Source organism: Amycolatopsis sp. NPDC004625, from assembly GCF_040609695.1.
Taxonomy (GTDB): domain Bacteria; phylum Actinomycetota; class Actinomycetes; order Mycobacteriales; family Pseudonocardiaceae; genus Amycolatopsis.
This window is the reverse complement of the sequence record NZ_JBEXKX010000048.1, coordinates 13,724-30,087: the sequence shown is the minus strand read 5'-3', so window position 1 is coordinate 30,087 and position 16,364 is coordinate 13,724. Positions and strand designations below refer to the sequence as shown.

Sequence of the window (16,364 nt, the reverse complement as noted above, 5' to 3'; positions counted from 1 at the left end):
AATCGTCGATCGTGGCCATCCTCGGGACAGGGGACATTCACCAACGAGAGGCCCGTCATGACGCCAAGCCACACCGAACCGCTGCCGCGCTTCCCGTTCGAGTCCGGCGCGGCGCTCGAGCCGCCATCCGAATGGGCCGAGTTCCGGGAGAAGTGCCCGGTGGCGCGGGTCGCCCTGGCCAGCGGGGACGAAGCCGCGCTGATCACCCGGTACGACGACGTCAAGACCGTGCTGTCCGATCCGCGGTTCACCCGGCCGACGCCGGCGGACAACGCGGCGCGGGTCGCCGACACCGAGTCGGGCGGGGTGTTCAACAGCGAAATGGCCACCGTGCTCCCGCAGCACGGCGAGGCCCACCTCAGGTGGCGGCGGCTGCTCGGGAAGTGGTTCACGGCCAAGCGGATGAACGCGCTGCGGCCCGGCATGGCGGCGATGGCCGAGCAGCTCATCGACGAACTGGTCGCGAAGGGCGCGCCCGGCGACCTCAAGGCGGGCCTCGCCTTCCCGCTGCCGGTCTGGGTCATCTGCGACATGCTCGGCGTGCCGGACACCGACCGTGACCGGTTCGCCCACTGGTCCGACGTCATGCTCAGCATGACCCGCTACACCCAGGCCGAGTTCGACGCGGCGCAGGCGGAGTTCGGCCGGTACATGGGCGGGCACATCGCGGGCAAGCGCGCCGAACCGGGCGAGGACATCCTCAGCGCGCTGATCGCCGAGGGTGTCGGCTGGTCCGACGCGATGCTCACCGCCACCGGCATCGGTCTGCTCATCGCCGGGCACGAGACGACGGCGAACATGATCGCCAAGATGGTGGCGATGCTGCTGGCCGACCGGAGCCGGTGGGAGCAGCTGCTCGCCGACCCGTCGCTGGTGCGCACCGCGGTCGAGGAATCGCTGCGGGTGGACGCCAACGCCGGTGTCGGCATGCAGCGCTACCTCACCGAGGACTTCGAGGTCGGCGGCACCGTGCTGCCGGGTGGCACCACCGCGATGTGCAGCATGGCCGCGGCCAACCGCGACGAACGCGCCTTCGAGAACGCCGGCGCGATGGACCTGACCCGCAGCCCGAACCCGCACCTGGCCTTCGGCGCGGGCGCGCACGCGTGCCTCGGGCAGCCGCTGGCGCGCACCGAACTGCAGGTCGTCCTCGAGGTGCTGCTGCGCAAGCTGCCGTCGCTCGAACTCGCCGTGCCCGCGGACGCACTGCGCCGGGTCGAGGGGCTCGCGGTCGGCGGGCTGCGGGAACTGCCCGTCCGCTGGTGACCGACCGCGCCCACGCGACGCGCGAGCGGATCCTCGTGGCGGCGGAACGGCTCTACGCCGAGCACGGCGTCCTCGCGGTGTCCAACCGGCAGATCGGCGAAGCCGCCGGGCAGGGCAACAACACCGTCGTCGGCTACCACTTCGGCACCCGGGCCGACGTGGTGCGGGCCATCGTCCGGCGGCACGCCGGGCCCGTCGAGCAGCTCCGCCACCGCCGGCTGGCCGGGGTCGGACCGGGCGCGCCGCTGCGGGACTGGGCCGCGTGCCTGGTGTTCCCGACGACCGAGCACCTCGCCGCGCTGGGCACGCCGACCTGGTTCGCCCGGTTCGCCGCCCAGGTGATGACCGAACCGTCGCTGCGCGCGCTCATCACCGACGAGACGCTGACGTCCCCGTCGGTGGCGCGGACCGTCGAGGGGCTCTACCGGTGCGTGCCCGGACTGCCCGCCGACGTCCGCGCCGAACGCAACGACATCACCCGGCTCGTCCTGCTGCACGCGATGGCCACCCGGGAACGCGCCCTCGCCGAAGGCGCGGGCACCCCGGGACCCGGCTGGCGCGACACCGCCACCGGCCTCACCGACGCACTGGTGGGGCTGTGGCTCGCACCGGTCACGAAGTAACCCACCGAAAGGAACCGCCATGAAGATCACCGTGGACGAAGCCAAGTGCTGCGGCGCCGGGACCTGCGTGATGCTCGCGCCGGACGTGTTCGACCAGCGCGACGACGACGGCATCGTCATCCTCCTCGACGAGCACCCCGCCGAGGCCCTGCACGCGACCGTCCGCGAAGCGGCGAGCGTGTGCCCGGGTGTCGCCATCTCGGTCAGCGAGCAGGGATGACCGACGCCGTCCTGGTGGTCGGTGCCTCGGCCGCCGGCCTCGCGACCGTGGAGGCCCTGCGCCGCAAGGGGTACGCGGGAAAGGTGACCGTGCTGGGTGCCGAAGCGCACCTGCCGTACGACCGGCCGCCACTGTCCAAACAGGTCCTCGGCGGAACGTGGACGCCGGAACAGGCGCAGCTGCGGACCCCGGCCGAACTGTCCGCATTGGACACCGAGTTCGTGCTCGGCGACCCGGCCGTGCGGCTCGACGCCGCCGCGCGGACCGTCCACACGGCAGCCGGGCGGGCGCTGACCGCGGACGCGGTCGTGCTCGCCACCGGGCTGCGGCCCCGCGTCCTGCCCGGCCAGGACGGCCTCGCCGGGGTGCACGTGCTGCGGACCCTGGACGACGCGCTGGGCCTGCGGGCGGAGCTCGCACCGGGGCGCCGGGTGGTCGTCGTCGGTGACGGCGTGCTCGGCGCGGAGATCGCCGCGACGGTGTGCGGCGCGGGTGTGCCGGTCACCCTGACCGGGCCGCAGCCCGCGCCGCTGGCCTACCAGTTCGGCCCGCTCGCCGCCGGTCTGCTCGCCGACCTGCACCGCAGCCGCGGGGTAGCGTTGCGGCTCGGCTCCGCGGTGACCGGCCTGACCGCGGAAGACGGGCGTGTCGCCGGGGTGGTGCTGGCGTCCGGCGAAGTGCTGCCCGCCGACGTCGTCGTGGTCGCCTTCGGGGCCGCGCCGGCGACGGACTGGCTGGCCGGCAGCGGGGTGCTGTGCGACAACGGCGTGGTGTGCGACTCCCGGTGCCGGGCGGCCGAAGGCGTCTACGCGGCGGGTGACGTCGCCCGCTGGCACCACGAAGGGCTCGACGCGCTGCTGCGGCTGGAAAACCGGACGAACGCCACCGAACAGGCGATCGCCGTCGCGGGGACCATCCTCGGCGAAGACCGGCCGTACACGCCGGTGCCGTACTTCTGGACCAACCAGTTCGACGCCCGGATCCACGTGCACGGCACGCTGTCCGCGGACGCCGAGGTGTCCATTGTGGAAGGTGATCCGCGCGAGGGCCGGTTCGTCGCGCAGTACCGCCGCGGCGGCGACGTCGTCGGAGTGCTCGGCTGGAACATGCCGAAGCAGGCCCGGCAGCGGCGGCCGGAGATCGCCGGCGCGGTCCTCGCCGGGAGGGCGTGAACCCGCCATCCGTCGGTTGACGAAAGCGCGGGGGCGGCCGATCCTTGTTCGCGTTAACAGCGTGGGAAGGGTGGGTCATGGCCGCGAAGAGAGCGCTTTCCCGGATGCTGGGCGTGCTGGTGGCGGCGGCGCTGCCGCTGCTGCCCGCGACGCCCGCCGAAGCGGCCGTGTCCGTGGTGAAGGTCGGTGACACCCAGCTCGACGCGACGGCGTTGTACTTCGTCTCCTACGACGGGCTGGTGAACAACGACTCCTTCCAGCAGAGCGGCATCTTCGGCTACGCGGGCTACCAGTACGCGGCCTGGTACACCGCCGACCGCAGCGCCGTGCTCGCCCGCCGGGCCGCGGGCGCCGGGACGTGGCAGACCGTCGTGCTGCCGCACAAGCTGACCGTGGACGACTCGCACAACGTCATCTCGATGGGCGTTTCGCCGGAGGACGGCCGGCTGCACGTGGCCATGGACACCCACGGCAACCAGGTCTTCTACGTCGAATCGGTGGCCGGGCTGCTGTCCGCGCCGGCGTCGCACGCCTGGACGTCGTCGGCGTTCGGCGCGGTGCAGCGCACGCTGAACGGCGTCGACCTCGGCGCGATCACCTACCCGCAGTTCGTCGTCACGCCGGAGCGGAAACTGCAGCTGAGCTACCGGACCGGCGCGTCGGGCAACGGCACGAACGAGCTCGCCGAGTACAGCGGCGGCAGCTGGCGCAAGCTCGGGAAGTGGTCGTCGGCGACCGGCTCGTGGACCGCCGGCAACGGCGTCACCAGCACCACGCGCAACATGTACCTGCACGGTCTCACCTACGGCCCCGGCGGCCGGCTGCACGCCGCGTTCACCTGGCGTGAGGGCAGTTCCGGTGTCCTGTGCAACGCCGGCGGCCTGGCCAACCACGACACCGGTTACGTCTACAGCGACGACCGCGGCCGCACCTGGCGCACCAACACCGGCGCGGTCGCCGGGACGACCGGGGGCACGCCGGTGGCCGTGGGCTCGCCCGGCACGGTCGTCGACCCGCTCGGCGTCGACCACGCCCTGATGAACCAGGAGAGCCAGGCCGTCGACTCCGCCGGGCAGCCGCACGTCGTGATCAGCTACGTGCCCGGCCGGTTCACCCAGTGCGTCACGGACTACTCCGCGCAGCGCAAGCAGTACGGCCGGACCTTCTTCCTCAGCCGGGCCGCCGACGGCAGCTGGACCAAACGCGAGGTGCCTGTCCCGCCCGAGTCGACCCAGCGCACGAAGCTGGTCTTCGACCGCGGCGACAACGCCTACCTCGTGATGCCCTACGGCCGGATCGTCGCGGCGACGAAGGCGAGCAGCTGGACCGACTGGAAGACGGTGTACAGCCCGGACCTCCGCGCGTTCGGCGAGGTCGACGTCGACGACTCCCGGCTGGCTGCCGACGGCGTGATTTCCGTGCTGTACCAGCAGGCTTCGAGCGGGACGACGCCGTCGCCGATCCGGGTGGCCGACTTCCGCCTCGGCTGAGGGCTACTCGACGGTCACCGACTTGGCCAGGTTGCGCGGCTTGTCGATGTCGTAGCCCAGCGTGAGCGCGGCGTGGTAGGCCAGCAGCTGCAACGGGATCGTCAGCAGGACCGGGTCGAGCTCCGGCTCGGTCTTGGGCACCACGATCCGCGGGACGTCGAGCTCGCCGAAGTCGACGTTCTCGTGCGTCACCGCCAGTACCGCGCCGCCGCGGGCCCGGATCTGCTGCACGGCGGCCAGGTTGCGCTCGGTCAGCTCGTCCGACGGGACGACGGCGACCGTCGGCAGGGCCTCGTCGATCAGCGCCAGCGGGCCGTGCTTGAGCTCGGAGGTCTGGTACGCCTCGGCGTGGCGGTAGGAGATCTCCTTGAACTTCTGCGCGCCTTCCCGGGCCACCGGGTAGCCGCGGACGCGGCCGACGAAGAACAGGCTGTTCGCGGCGGCCACCGCCTTCGCGTGCTCGGCGATCTCCGGCTCGCTGTCCAAAACGGACTTGATCTGGCCGGGCAGCGCGCGGATGGCGGTGATGATCCGCTGACCGTCCGCGTTGGACAGGTCGCGGACCCGGCCCAGCGCCAGCGCGATCAGGGCGAAGCCGACGGCCATGTTGGTCAGCGCCTTGGTCGAGGCGACCGCGATCTCCGGGCCGGCGTGCAGGTAGACGCCGCCGTCGCAGGCACGGGCGATCGTCGAGCCGACGACGTTGACCAGGCCGGCCACCCGCCCGCCCTTGCGCTTGATCTCCTCGACGGCGAAGGCCGTGTCGATCGTCTCGCCGGACTGGCTGACCGCGATGTAGAGCGTGTCGGCCTCGATGATCGGGTTGCGGTAGCGGAATTCCGACGCCGCCTCGGCGTCGGCCGGGATCCGCGCCAGCTCCTCGATCATCGTCGCGCCGATCTGGCCGACGTAGTAGGCCGAGCCGCAGCCGAGGATCTTGACGCGGCTGAACCCGCGCAGCTCCCGCGGGGTCAGGTTGAGCCCGTCCAGGCGGGCGACGCCGAACCGGTCGTCCAGCCGCCCGCGGATCATCCGCGCCACGGAGTCGGGCTGCTCCTGGATCTCCTTGGCCATGTAGTGCGGGTAACCGCCCAGGTCGAGGTCTTCGGCGGCGATGTCGATCTCGGTGGCCGGCTTGGTCGTGTCGCTCTCGTCGACGGTGAAGGTGCGGTAGCCGGTGGCGAAGACCGTGGCGAACTCGCCGTCGTCGAGGTGCGCGACCTGCGAGGTGTGCCGGACCAGCGCGGCGAGGTCGCTGGCGACGAACATCTCCCGCTCGCCGACGCCGATGATCAGCGGCGAGCCGTTGCGCGCGATGACCAGCCGGTCCGGGTGCGCGGAGTCGGTGACGGCGATCGCGTACGTGCCGGTGATCCGCGAGACCGCCTCGACGACGGCGTCTTCGAGGGTCTCGGCCGCCGAGCGGGCGATCAGGTGGGCGAGGACCTCGGTGTCGGTCTCGGACGTGAGCTCGACCCCGGCGTCGGCGAGCTGGGCGCGCAGGGTGTCGGCGTTGTCGATGATGCCGTTGTGGACGACGCAGACGCGGCCGTCCGCGGACGTGTGCGGGTGGGCGTTGGCCTCCGACGCGGGCCCGTGCGTCGCCCAGCGCGTGTGGCCGATGCCGACCTTGCCGGTGAGCCGCTTGGGCAGCGCCGCGGTGAGGTTGCGCACCCGCCCGACGACCCGGTGGACCTGGGCGGTGTTCTTGGCGCCGAGCACGGCGATGCCGGCCGAGTCGTAGCCGCGGTACTCCAGCCGGGTCAGGCCTTCGAGCAGGATGGGGGCGGCGTTCTGGCCGCCGATGTAGCCGACGATTCCGCACATGGCGAACCCTTTCTAGCCGTAGACGATGCGGCGCAGCTGCCGCTGCGACAGGTCGGGCGCGGCCACCAGCCGGCCGCGGAGCTCGGCGGCGATCAGCGGGAAGATCTCGGGGTTCTTCCGGCCCTCGGCCTGCAGCTCGCTGTGCCGGCGGCGGACGTAGACCTCGGCCGGCGTCCGGTAGAACGCCAGGACGTCGTCGACGACCCGCGCGGCCACCCCCGCCGGCAGTCCGGTGGACGCGGCCACGCGCTCGACGATGTCGGTCTCCGCCACGCCGGACATCATGCCCTCCGGAGCCCGCGAAGCCCAAATCCTTGCCCGAAATCGGGCAAGATCTAAATGGTTGGACAGGTCAGCAGGCACCCGACGAGGGTGGAGGGCGTGCGTCAAGCAGACATCTGGGACACCGAAACGGCGGAGCGGTACGACACGCCGGGCCGGGGCATGTTCGCCCCCGAGGTCGTCGGACCGGCCGTGGACCGCCTCGCCGCGCTGGCCGAAGGCGGGCGGGCGCTGGAGTTCGCCGTCGGCACCGGGCGCATCGCCGTCCCGCTGGCCGGGCGCGGGGTGCCCGTCACCGGCATCGAGCTGTCCGAGCCGATGCTGGCCCGGCTGCGGGCGAAGGCCGAGCTGCCGGTCGTCGTCGGGGACATGGCGACGGCCACCGCGCCGGGCCGGTTTTCGCTGGTCTACCTCGTCTACAACACGATTTCGAACCTGCTCACCCAGGACGAGCAGGTCGAGTGCTTCCGCAACGCGGCCCGCCACCTCGACCCGGGCGGCCGGTTCGTGGTCGAGCTGGGCGTCCCCGGGCTGCGGCAGCTCCCGCCCGGGCAGGACGCGCTGGTCTTCCACGCCGGTTCCGGGTACGTCGGGGTGGACACCTACGACACCGTGCGCCAGCACCTGGTCTCGCACCACTTCACCTTCGGCGAGGGGCGGCAGGCGCGGCTGGGCCGGTCCCCGCACCGGTACGTCTGGCCGGCGGAGCTCGACCTGATGGGCCGGCTGGCCGGGTTCGGGCTGGAGTCCCGGCACGCGGACTGGGCCGGTGCGGAGTTCACGGCGGAGTCGGCGTCGCACGTGTCGGTGTATCGGCTGCCACCAGCGGGAGCCGGACCGTCGCGTGCGGGATGACGCCCAGTTCCACCAGCGCGGCCTTGGTGTTCGCCGCGCCCGTGCCGGAGCCCGTCAGGCGGTCGGTGACCGGGATGAGCTCGTCGTTGATCGCGCGGGCCTTGACCAGGTCGCCGTCGCGGACGGCGCGGATGAGGTCCGCGGTGCGCCCGGCCGCCACGTTGGCCACGACGCTGACCAGGCCCGCCGCACCGCAGGCGAGGTACGGCAGGTTGAGCTCGTCGATGCCGCAGTAGTAGGCCAGTGACGTGCGGGAGAGCACCGTCATCGCCTCGGCCAGGTCGCCCTTGGCGTCCTTGACCGCCCGGATCCGCGGGTGGCCGGCCAGCTCGGCCAGCGTCGACGGCGCCATCGCGACGCCGGTGCGCGCGGGGACGTCGTAGAGCATCACCGGCAGCTCGGTGGCGTCCGCCACGGCCAGGCAGTGGGCGAGGACGCCCTCCTGCGTCGGGCGGGAGTAGTAGGGGCAGACGAGCAGCAGCGCGTCCGCGCCGGCCGCCTCGGCTTCGCGGGCCCGGCGGACGCTGGCGGCCGTGTCGTGGGTGCCGACCCCGGCGATCACCCGCGCGCGGTTCGCCGTCCGGGCCACCACGGCCCGGACGAGGCCGGCGGACTCGGCGCCGGAAAGCGTGGGGGACTCGCCGGTGGTCCCGCCGACGACGAGGCCGTCGCACCCGGTGGCCAGCAGGTGGTCCACGAGCCGGGCGAGGCCGGGTTCGCTGAGCCCGCCGCCGGGCTGCATCGGGGTGACCATCGCGGCGAGGTTGGTGCCGAATTCCGTCATGGCCCGACCTTGCCCGGGGCGGATAGCTGCGGTCCAGCGATGCTTTTTTGCCGGTATTGCGTAGCCTGGCTGCATGATCGAGGTGGGCGCCCTGCGCGCGCTGCGCTCGGTGGCCGCGCTCGGGACGCTGGCGCGCGCGGCCGAGGAGCTCGGGTTCACCGCGTCCGCGGTGTCGCAGCAGATCAAACGGCTCGAACGGCAACTCGGGGTACCGGTGCTCGCGCCGGCGGGCCGCGGGGTCGTGCTGACCCCGGCCGGCCGGGCGATCGCCGACTCGGCCCCCGAGGTGTTCCAGGCGCTGGAGCGCTGTGCGGAAGCCGCCAAGTCGGTCTCGGCGGGCGCCCCGCGCGGCACGCTCCGGGTGGCGGCCTTTTCGACGGCCATCCGCGGCCTCCTCGCGCCCGTCCTGGCGCGGCTGCCGCACCCGGAACTCCGGGTGGAGGTCACCGAGCAGGACCCCGGCGAGGCCCTGCACGGCGTCGGCGCGGGCGCGGCGGACCTGGCGCTCGTCCACGACGCGGACGGGCTGCCGCCCTCGCCGCTGCCGCCGTCGCTGGCCCAGCGGTGGGTGCACACCGACGTCGGCGACGTGGTGCTGAGCCGCACCCATCCGCTGGCCCGGCTCGAGGCGCCGCTCGAGGAGGCCGCGCTGGCGGGACACGCGTGGGTGACCAGCCCGCCGGGAACGGTGTGCCACCAGTGGTTCCGCCGGCTGTTCGCGAACGCGCCGGTGGAGCCGGACGTGCGGCACCTGGTCGACGACTTCGCGACGCAGCTGTCGCTGGTGGCCTCGGGACAGGTGGTCGCGCTGATCCCGCGCCTGGCCCGGCCGCCGCTCGGGGAGGCCCTGATCGCCCGGCCGGTGCGCCGCCCGCCGAAACGCGAGATCCACGCGGTGTGGCGGCGCAGCGCCGAGGCCAGCCCGGCGATCCGGGCGGTGCTGACCGCGCTGGCCCCGGCCGAGGCGGGCCGTCGGGACCGTCAGTCTTCGAGGGCGTCTTCGGCGCTCGCGTAGGTCGGGAAGAAGTCCGCCAGGCCGATCAGCGCGAACGTCCGGGAGAGCCGGGCCGGGACGGCGGCCAGTGCGACACCCGCGCCGGCTTCCTCGGCGACGTTGCGGGACGCGATCAGCGCGGAAATGCCGCTGGAGTCGCAGAACGTCACGCCGCCCAGGTCCACCACCAGCTGCTGCCCGGGCGTCAGCGTGAGGGCGTCGGCCGCGGCGCGCAGGTGCGGGGCCGTGGCCACGTCGAGTTCGCCCTCGACGGCGACGACCGCCCCGGCCGCGGTGGTGCGGGTCGTCACGGAGAACGGGATGCCGGTCACGCTCGATCGCCTCCGGGGATGCCCAGCGCCAGCAGGGCGGTGTCGTCTTCGACGCCGTCGCCGAAGCCGGCGAGCAGGTCGGTGACCGCCGCGATCACCGCGGGCGCGGTGGCCGTGGCCAGGCCGGCCAGGTCGGTCCGCAGCCGCTCTTCGCTGTAGCGGACGCGGCCGTGCGTGCGGGCTTCGGTCAGCCCGTCGGTGTAGAGCAGCACCGTGTCACCCGGTGCCAGCAGGACGTCGACGGCGGTGAACCGCGCGTGGGCGAACGCGCCGACCAGCTGGCCGCCCGGCGCGGACAGGAACCGGGCGGAGCCGTCGGCGCGCAGCAGCAACGCCGGCGGGTGCCCGCCGGTGGCGAGGGTGACCGCGACGCCGTCGTCCCGGCGCTCGAGGTGCCCGTGGACGACGGTGCAGTAGCGCGGGTCCGAGCCGCGGTATTCGGCGTGGAGCACGGTGTTGAGGCGGTCCAGCACGGTGACCGGGTCCGGATCGGACACCGCGGCCGCGCGCAGCGTGTAGCGCGCCAGCGACGTCACCACGGCCGCGGCGGCGCCCTTCCCGGAGACGTCGCCGAGGAAGAACCCCCAGCGGCCGCCGGTCAGCGGGAACAGGTCGTAGAAGTCGCCGCCGACCTCGTCGGCGGACGCGGGGTGGTAGTACGCCGCGACCTGAAGGCCGGGCACCGCCGGCAGGGCCGGCGGCAGCAGGGTCTGCTGCAGCGTCCGCGCCAGCCGCTGCACCCGGTCGCGTTCGCGCTCGGCCTCTTCGCGCGCCCGCAGCAGTTCCTGCTCGTAGGCCCGCCGGTCGCGTGCGTCGAAGATGGTGGTCCGGATCAGCTGCGCCTGGCCATCGGTGCCGGTCTTGACGGTCGAGGTCACCAGCACCGGCAGCCGGGTCCCGGCCGCCGCCTTCAGTTCGAACGCGACGCCGCCGAGCTCGCCCTGCATGCGCAGCAGCGGCGCGAAGTGCGTCTCGTGGTAGATCCGGCCGCCGACGGTCAGCAGGTCGGTGAACCGGAGCCGGCCGACCACCTCGTCGCGTTCGTAGCCGAGCCAGCCGAGCAGGGTCCCGTTGATCTTCGCGATCGTGCCGTCCAGCAACGTCGACAGGTATCCGCAGGGTGCGTGCTCGTAGAGGTCCTCAGCGCTGTCTTCCAGCAGGGCGGAGAACGCCGGGCCGGCGCTCTCGCGGTTACCGGGGCCCGCCTGGTCCCTGGCCTCGCACATCATGGCCCGCTCACGAACGTCGTGATCGCGGCGGCCGTCGCCTCCGGCGCGCTGAGCTGCGGGCAGTGCCCGGTCGCGGCCAGCGTCACGAGGGTGCTGCCGGCGATCCGCTCGTGCGTGAAGCGGCCCACTTCCGGCGGTGCGATGGCGTCGTTCTCGCATTCGAGCACGAGCGTCGGCACCGTCACCTCGGCCAGATCGGCCCGGTTGTCGGACAGGAAGGTCACCCGGGCGAACACCCGCGCGATCGCGGGATCGGTGCGGCAGAAGCTGTTCGTCAGCTCGGTACCGAGCTCCGGCCGGTCGGGGTTGCCCATGATCACCGGCGCCATCGTCGCCGACCAGCCCAGGTAGTTCGACTCGAGCGCGGCGAGCAGCTCGTCGATGTCGGCACGGCTGAACCCGCCGCGGTAGCCGTCGTCGTCGACGTACCGGGGCGACGGCGTGAGCAGCACCAGCTTCGCGAACCGGTCCGGCTCGCGGTTGGCGGCCAGCACGGCGATCATCGCGCTGACCGAGTGCCCGACCAGCACGACGTCACGCAGGTCCAGTTCGCGGCAGATCGCCAGGACGTCGTCGGCGTAACCGTCGAGGCTGCCGTAGCGCTCGGGGGTCCAGGCCGTCAGGTCCGAGCGCCCGGCGCCGGTGTGGTCGAACAGCACGACCCGGTAGCGCGCGGCGAGGTCCGGGACGACGAGGCGCCACAGGTTCTGGTCACAGCCGAAGCCGTGCGCGAGCAGCACGGCCGGACCGTCTTCCCGGCCGGTGACGGTCACGTTGTTCCTGCTGCGCATGCTCACGGGGACATCCTGCCCCCTGGTCAGCCGGCGAGCGCGGCGGCCCGGGTGGTGGCGACGGCCAGTGCGTCGTGCAGGCCGGTCAGCCCGAGGGTGCGGTGGACCACGCCGCCTTCGGGTGCGACGACCCGGACCCGGGTGCCGGGGCCGGCGTTGCGGCGTGCTTCGACCAGCGTCGTGATGCCGATGGAGGCGAGGAAGGACGCTTCGGACAGATCGATCACCAGCAGGGCCGGCGCACCGGCGAGAGCGGTGGCTATCGCGTCGTCGAGCACGGACGCGCTGAGCAGGTCGAGTTCGCCGGCCGCCGCCAGCACGACCGCGTCGCCGCTGGGGTGCGCCGTCACGCTCAGGAGGTCCTGGGGCCGGATCCGGGGCCGGTCAGCCGTCACGATGTTCCTTTCGGTCCACTCCGGATCGGTGGTACCCCGGTCCTCCGGCGGCCAAACACCGCTTCATGACCCGAACGGGCGCAGGCGGCCGGCCGCGGATCAGTTCAGCGGCCGCGACCGGTACCGCGCGATCCGGTCCGGCAACGCGCCGATCACCGGGTCCCCGCGGTGCTCGGCCAGCAGCCGTTCGAGCGGGGCCAGCCGGTCCTTGGGGCGGACCGACGCGACCGTGCCGGCCAGGTCGAGCGCCACCGTGCCGACCCGGGCCGCCTCGTCAAGGTCGCCGCGGCTCGCGTGGTTCTGCGCCAGCATGATCAACGTCAGCGAGCGGCTGCGGGCCATGTCCGCGCCGTACCCGCTCGCGGCGGCCGTCAGCTCGGTGATCGCTTCGCCCCGGTGACGGCCCGCCAGTTCCGTCAGCACCGTGCCGCGCATCGCGGCCAGGTCCGTCTCCGCGAAGAACGCCTCCCACGGGTCCGAACCCGTCACCTCCACGAACGCGGCCTCGGCTTCTGCGAACCGAGTCAGGGCCGCGTGCTCCTCGCCGCCCATGGCGAACGCCCAGGCCTCGTTGGCCGCCAGGATGGCCGTCGCGCGGTGGGAGGCCGAACGCCGTGCCGCCGCGCGGCCGAGGGCGAACTCGGCCAGCGCGGCCGGGGCGTCGTGGTGGTGCAGGTGCACGCGGCCGAGCCGGTAGCGGATGTTCGCCACCAGGCTGTCGTTGCCCGCCTCGGCCGCGAACCCGAGCGCGCGCTCGAAGCGGTGGCGGGCCGGGACCGGGTGCCCGATGTCGAATTCGGTCCAGCCCAGCAGGTTGTGCACGTCGGCCAGCACCGTGTTCAGCCGCGCCCGCAGCCGGTCCGGCACCGCGCCCCAGTGCAGCAGGAGGCTCGCCGTCTTGACCACCCGGACGGCGTCGCGGCAGAACCCGCCGCCCTGCCGGTAGTCCAGCGCACGCAGGACGCCGACCGCCGCTTCCAGGTCCGCGACGTCGGCGGATTCGATGCTGATCGGAAGCGGACCGCTCTCACCCGTCATCGTCACCATGACCTCACCTCGCGCGGAGCGCACGTACGCATGGTCGATTGCCGCACACGGGGAGTACCCAAGGCCGGCCCGGCGGAAACGGTCAGTCACCCGTCAGGGACGGAGCACCCTCGCGAACGGCCGCCGGGCCACGTTCAGGGCCCTTCCTCGGGGGCGATGGCGAGCAGCGCGATGACGGCCAGGTTCCGCTGGGCGAAGTCGTTGGTGGCGAACGTGGCGAAGTCGCCCGCGGGGTTCGTCGTGGTCCGGGTGGGGATCTCCGTCACCGGGCTCGCCACGGCGGGGCCGGTGACGCGTTCCGCGGGCGGCCACGGCTTGCCCGCGGGGTCGCTCGTGAACTGGTCCCACCCGCGGCGGCGCAGGCTCGCGTCGCCGAGCTGTTCGCCCGCCCAGGCCGTGACGCGGGAGTAGATCGTCTTGAACAGCCCCGGGTTGAAGTCGCGGCCGTACCGGGCGATCTTCTCGGCCGACGGTGCTTGCGCGTACCGGGCGAAGTCCAGGTAGGTCCGGCGGAACTCCGGGACGTCGACCAGGTCGAGGCTCTCCCACAGGATCTGCTCGCCGAGGAAGGCCATCGAAAGGTTGTAGCCGCCGTCGAAGTCGCCCTTCTCCAGGTTCACCAGGTGGCCGGTCGCCGGGTCGAAGCCGGCCGCGCCACCCGCCTCGCCGGTGAACAGCCCGGCGGGGAACGTGGCGATGTCCCGCATGCCGGTGACGATCCGGTCGCGCCAGCGGACGTCGCCGGTGCGTTCCCACTCCGTCAGCCAGTTGCTGACCAGCGCGTACCAGTCCGGTCCGAGCCGCACGCGGGCCGGCGCCTTCGTCTGCGGTGGCAGGACTTCGCGCAGCGGGTCCACCGTGCGCAGCGTTTCGTCGGCCTGCAGCGACGACCGGATCAGCTCGCCCAGCAGCTCGTCGGCGGTGAGGTAGTAGGAGAACCGCTTGGTGAACGACTCGCCGACCCGCGCCTCCTTGGCGCCGTCACCCCAGTGCACCACCGCGTGGCGCGAGCCGAGGCCGGCGAACCGGCCGCTGTGGTGGGTGTCCACTTCGGACACGTGCTGGGTCATCGCGTGCGCCAGCCGGAACGTCCGGGGATCGCCCGAGCGCAGGAAGGCGTACCAGAGCAGGGCGTCCGTGCCGAGCTCGGCGTTGTCCCAGGCGTACCCGCCGACGTCGTAGCGCCATTCGTGGCGGTCTGCGTCGTAGGTGTGCATGACGTCGCCGTAGTGCCAGAACCCGTACCACTCGCGTTCGTCGACCTGGTCGGCGTAGAAGCCGATTTCGCGCGCGACGGCGTCTTCGAGGGCCGCGCGGGCGGGCGTGCTGCGGTCGGGCAGGCTCCAGCGGCCGAACACCCCGGCCGCGTGGTAGGTCGCGGGGTCCGTGACCAGCTGCGGCGGTGCGGCCGAGAGCGCGGCGACCGTGGCCCGCGAGGGCGTGGCCGCCATCGCCCACAGCCGCAGCTCGGTCGAGCGCACCATGCCCTGCGGCGTCGCGAAGCCGGCTTGGACGTCCTCGTAGGACAGGTCGAGCCCGTGGGCGACGGTGTCGTAGGTGCGCAGGTCCATCGCGGGCGCCAGCGGGGAGTACGACCAGAGCGTCACCGACGCGGTGTCCGTGGCGGCGCCCCGGACGTCCAGCGAACGCGGGGCGCGCTGCCAGAAGTCACGCAGGCCGAAACCCAGCCCGCCACCGGTGCCGCCGACGTAGCCGAAGCCGGACGCGCGGTCGCCGCGGCCGGCGTGCTTAAGCCAGCTGCCCGCGGCGCTCGTGCGCTTCCACACGGCGAAGTGCCGGGCGGACTCCTGGAACAGCGTGAAGTCGTTCCACAGCGCCAGGTTCTGGTACCCGTCCCGCACCTGCTGGCCCCACTCCGCGACCGGCGGAGTGGCGGTGCCGTCGGTCTGGGCCTTGCGGACCGCCGCGCCGGGGTCGCGGCGCAGGCCGGTGAGTACCCGGACGGGTTCACCCCAGACGCCGCCGGCGGCCGTGCCGAAGCGGACGTGCCGGTTGTGCGGCTCGTCGGTCAGCGGAACCGCGAACCGCAGGCCGAGGCCGCGGACGAAGTCGTGGTTTTCGTCGGCGTCCCAGCGGAAACTGTGCACGATCCGCACGGAGTCGTCGCCCGCGCCGAGGTAGACCCGCAGGGTCCAGGGGAGGATCGCGCGGGTGCCGCGGCCGCGGTCGCGCCGGTACCGGCCGGTCAGCTTCACCACCGCGCGCACCGGCCCCGGCTGCTCGACCTCGGCGCGTTCGACGATGCCCGACCAGTCTTCCCGCCGGGGGGACCGGGTTTCGTCGTCCGGCTGGTCCTGCAGCTGCAGCACGAGCTCGCCGTCGCGGGCGACGACCCGGCCGCCCCGCGACAGCGACCGCAAGGCGACGGCGCCGGTCGTGGCCAGCTTCAGCTCGACGGTTCCGTTGGCCAGCACGATTTCGCGCGGGGACCGCCGCACGGTGACCGGAACCGGGGGCGGCGCGGGTGTGCCGGGCGCCAGCGTGAAGGCGCTGTCGGTGGCGGACGACGGCACGGCGTGCCCGGTCCACTTGACCGAGCCGTCCGGCCAGTACGCCAGCGGCCACGACTGCACCGGTACGCCGGTGCCGTCACCGGCGCGCAGGGCGAGCGGGACGTTCCTGGCCAGCGTGCCCCTGGGCCAGGGAACGCCGAAGGCGCAGCCGGTCGCGGCGGCGGGCTTGCCGTCCAGCCAGTGCAACCGCACTTCGCCGCCGCCGGACGCCGGGGGCGTGGCCGGCGTGGCGGTCGTGGCGGCTGCCGCGGGTGTGGCGGCGGTGGCGGCCAAGGCCGACACACCGCCGAGGAAGACTCTGCGGGAAAGGGGGAACTGCGGGGACATCGTCGGCCTCCGGATCAGCTCGTCGCTGCCGCGATGAACCGATTCAAACCAGAGCGTTCCGGGCTTGTCAACCCGGTCGACCCGATCAGTCCAGTCCGTGAGTAAGCGCTTTCTCGATGATCGTATGAACGGTTGCCGCCGTTCGACCGATTCGAAAGGACCGGCCCTTTCGCCGGGATCATTGCTGGTTGACGGC

At 73.2% G+C, this 16,364-nt stretch carries 16 protein-coding genes; 7 read left to right on the top strand and 9 right to left on the bottom strand.

Annotation, left to right across the window (positions count from 1 at the left end):
* Positions 1–57: 57 nt before the first annotated feature.
* From ABZW17_RS37790 to ABZW17_RS37770, 5 genes are all read left to right on the top strand, one after another.
* Entirely contained in the window at positions 58–1,266 is a 1,209-nt protein-coding gene (locus tag ABZW17_RS37790; RefSeq protein ID WP_354824931.1) for a cytochrome P450, read from the top strand.
* Complete coding sequence (locus ABZW17_RS37785; protein WP_354824929.1) at positions 1,263–1,889, top strand: TetR/AcrR family transcriptional regulator; 627 nt, start codon at positions 1,263–1,265, stop codon at positions 1,887–1,889. Before ABZW17_RS37790 ends, ABZW17_RS37785 begins: the two co-directional genes overlap by 4 nt.
* Before the next feature lie 19 nt (positions 1,890–1,908).
* Entirely contained in the window at positions 1,909–2,109 is a 201-nt protein-coding gene (locus tag ABZW17_RS37780) for a ferredoxin (protein ID WP_354824926.1), read from the top strand.
* Positions 2,106–3,281, top strand: a complete 1,176-nt coding sequence (locus tag ABZW17_RS37775; RefSeq protein WP_354824923.1) for an FAD-dependent oxidoreductase — start codon at positions 2,106–2,108, stop codon at positions 3,279–3,281. The genes ABZW17_RS37780 and ABZW17_RS37775 overlap by 4 nt, the downstream gene beginning before the upstream one ends.
* Positions 3,282–3,358: 77 nt before the next feature.
* Positions 3,359–4,771, top strand: coding sequence for a BNR repeat-containing protein (locus ABZW17_RS37770; protein ID WP_354824920.1), 1,413 nt, complete (start codon positions 3,359–3,361; stop codon positions 4,769–4,771).
* 3 nt (positions 4,772–4,774) lie between these two features.
* On the opposite strand, the gene glmS is transcribed toward ABZW17_RS37770, so the two are convergent.
* Positions 4,775–6,598, bottom strand: coding sequence for a glutamine--fructose-6-phosphate transaminase (isomerizing) (gene glmS / locus ABZW17_RS37765; protein WP_354824917.1), 1,824 nt, complete (start codon positions 6,596–6,598; stop codon positions 4,775–4,777).
* A 12-nt stretch (positions 6,599–6,610) separates the two neighbouring features.
* Entirely contained in the window at positions 6,611–6,883 is a 273-nt protein-coding gene (locus ABZW17_RS37760) for a hypothetical protein (protein WP_354824915.1), read from the bottom strand.
* Positions 6,884–6,979: 96 nt separating this feature from the next.
* On the opposite strand from ABZW17_RS37760, the gene ABZW17_RS37755 reads away from it, so the two are divergent.
* Positions 6,980–7,735, top strand: coding sequence for a class I SAM-dependent methyltransferase (locus ABZW17_RS37755; protein ID WP_354824913.1), 756 nt, complete (start codon positions 6,980–6,982; stop codon positions 7,733–7,735).
* Here ABZW17_RS37755 and dapA read toward each other — a convergent pair.
* Complete coding sequence (gene dapA, locus ABZW17_RS37750; RefSeq protein ID WP_354824911.1) at positions 7,659–8,519, bottom strand: 4-hydroxy-tetrahydrodipicolinate synthase; 861 nt, start codon at positions 8,517–8,519, stop codon at positions 7,659–7,661. The genes ABZW17_RS37755 and dapA overlap by 77 nt on opposite strands.
* A 73-nt stretch (positions 8,520–8,592) precedes the next feature.
* Between dapA and ABZW17_RS37745 the strand changes: the two genes are divergently transcribed.
* A complete protein-coding gene (locus ABZW17_RS37745; protein ID WP_354824909.1) occupies positions 8,593–9,534 on the top strand; it encodes a LysR family transcriptional regulator in 942 nt (313 codons plus the stop codon).
* Here the strand turns inward: ABZW17_RS37745 and ABZW17_RS37740 are convergent.
* From ABZW17_RS37740 to ABZW17_RS37715, 6 genes are all read right to left on the bottom strand, one after another.
* Positions 9,501–9,845 carry an STAS domain-containing protein gene (locus ABZW17_RS37740; RefSeq protein WP_354824906.1) on the bottom strand — a complete coding sequence of 115 codons (345 nt, stop codon included), beginning with the start codon at positions 9,843–9,845 and terminating at the stop codon, positions 9,501–9,503. The genes ABZW17_RS37745 and ABZW17_RS37740 overlap by 34 nt on opposite strands.
* Positions 9,842–11,071, bottom strand: coding sequence for a SpoIIE family protein phosphatase (locus ABZW17_RS37735; protein ID WP_354824903.1), 1,230 nt, complete (start codon positions 11,069–11,071; stop codon positions 9,842–9,844). Before ABZW17_RS37735 ends, ABZW17_RS37740 begins: the two co-directional genes overlap by 4 nt.
* Positions 11,071–11,871: an alpha/beta hydrolase gene (locus ABZW17_RS37730; protein WP_354824900.1), complete on the bottom strand. Its 801-nt coding sequence runs from the start codon at positions 11,869–11,871 to the stop codon at positions 11,071–11,073. The genes ABZW17_RS37735 and ABZW17_RS37730 overlap by 1 nt, the downstream gene beginning before the upstream one ends.
* 20 nt (positions 11,872–11,891) lie before the next feature.
* Positions 11,892–12,260 (bottom strand): STAS domain-containing protein, encoded by a 369-nt coding sequence (locus ABZW17_RS37725; RefSeq protein ID WP_354824897.1) that lies wholly within the window; start codon positions 12,258–12,260, stop codon positions 11,892–11,894.
* A 99-nt stretch (positions 12,261–12,359) separates the two neighbouring features.
* The gene (locus tag ABZW17_RS37720; protein WP_354824895.1) at positions 12,360–13,307 is read right to left on the bottom strand and encodes a hypothetical protein; all 948 of its coding nucleotides are present in this window, start codon (positions 13,305–13,307) and stop codon (positions 12,360–12,362) included.
* A gap of 134 nt (positions 13,308–13,441) precedes the next feature.
* On the bottom strand, positions 13,442–16,168 hold the full coding sequence (locus ABZW17_RS37715; protein ID WP_354824893.1) for a hypothetical protein: 2,727 nt from the start codon (positions 16,166–16,168) through the stop codon (positions 13,442–13,444).
* Between the last annotated feature and the right edge of the window lie 196 nt (positions 16,169–16,364).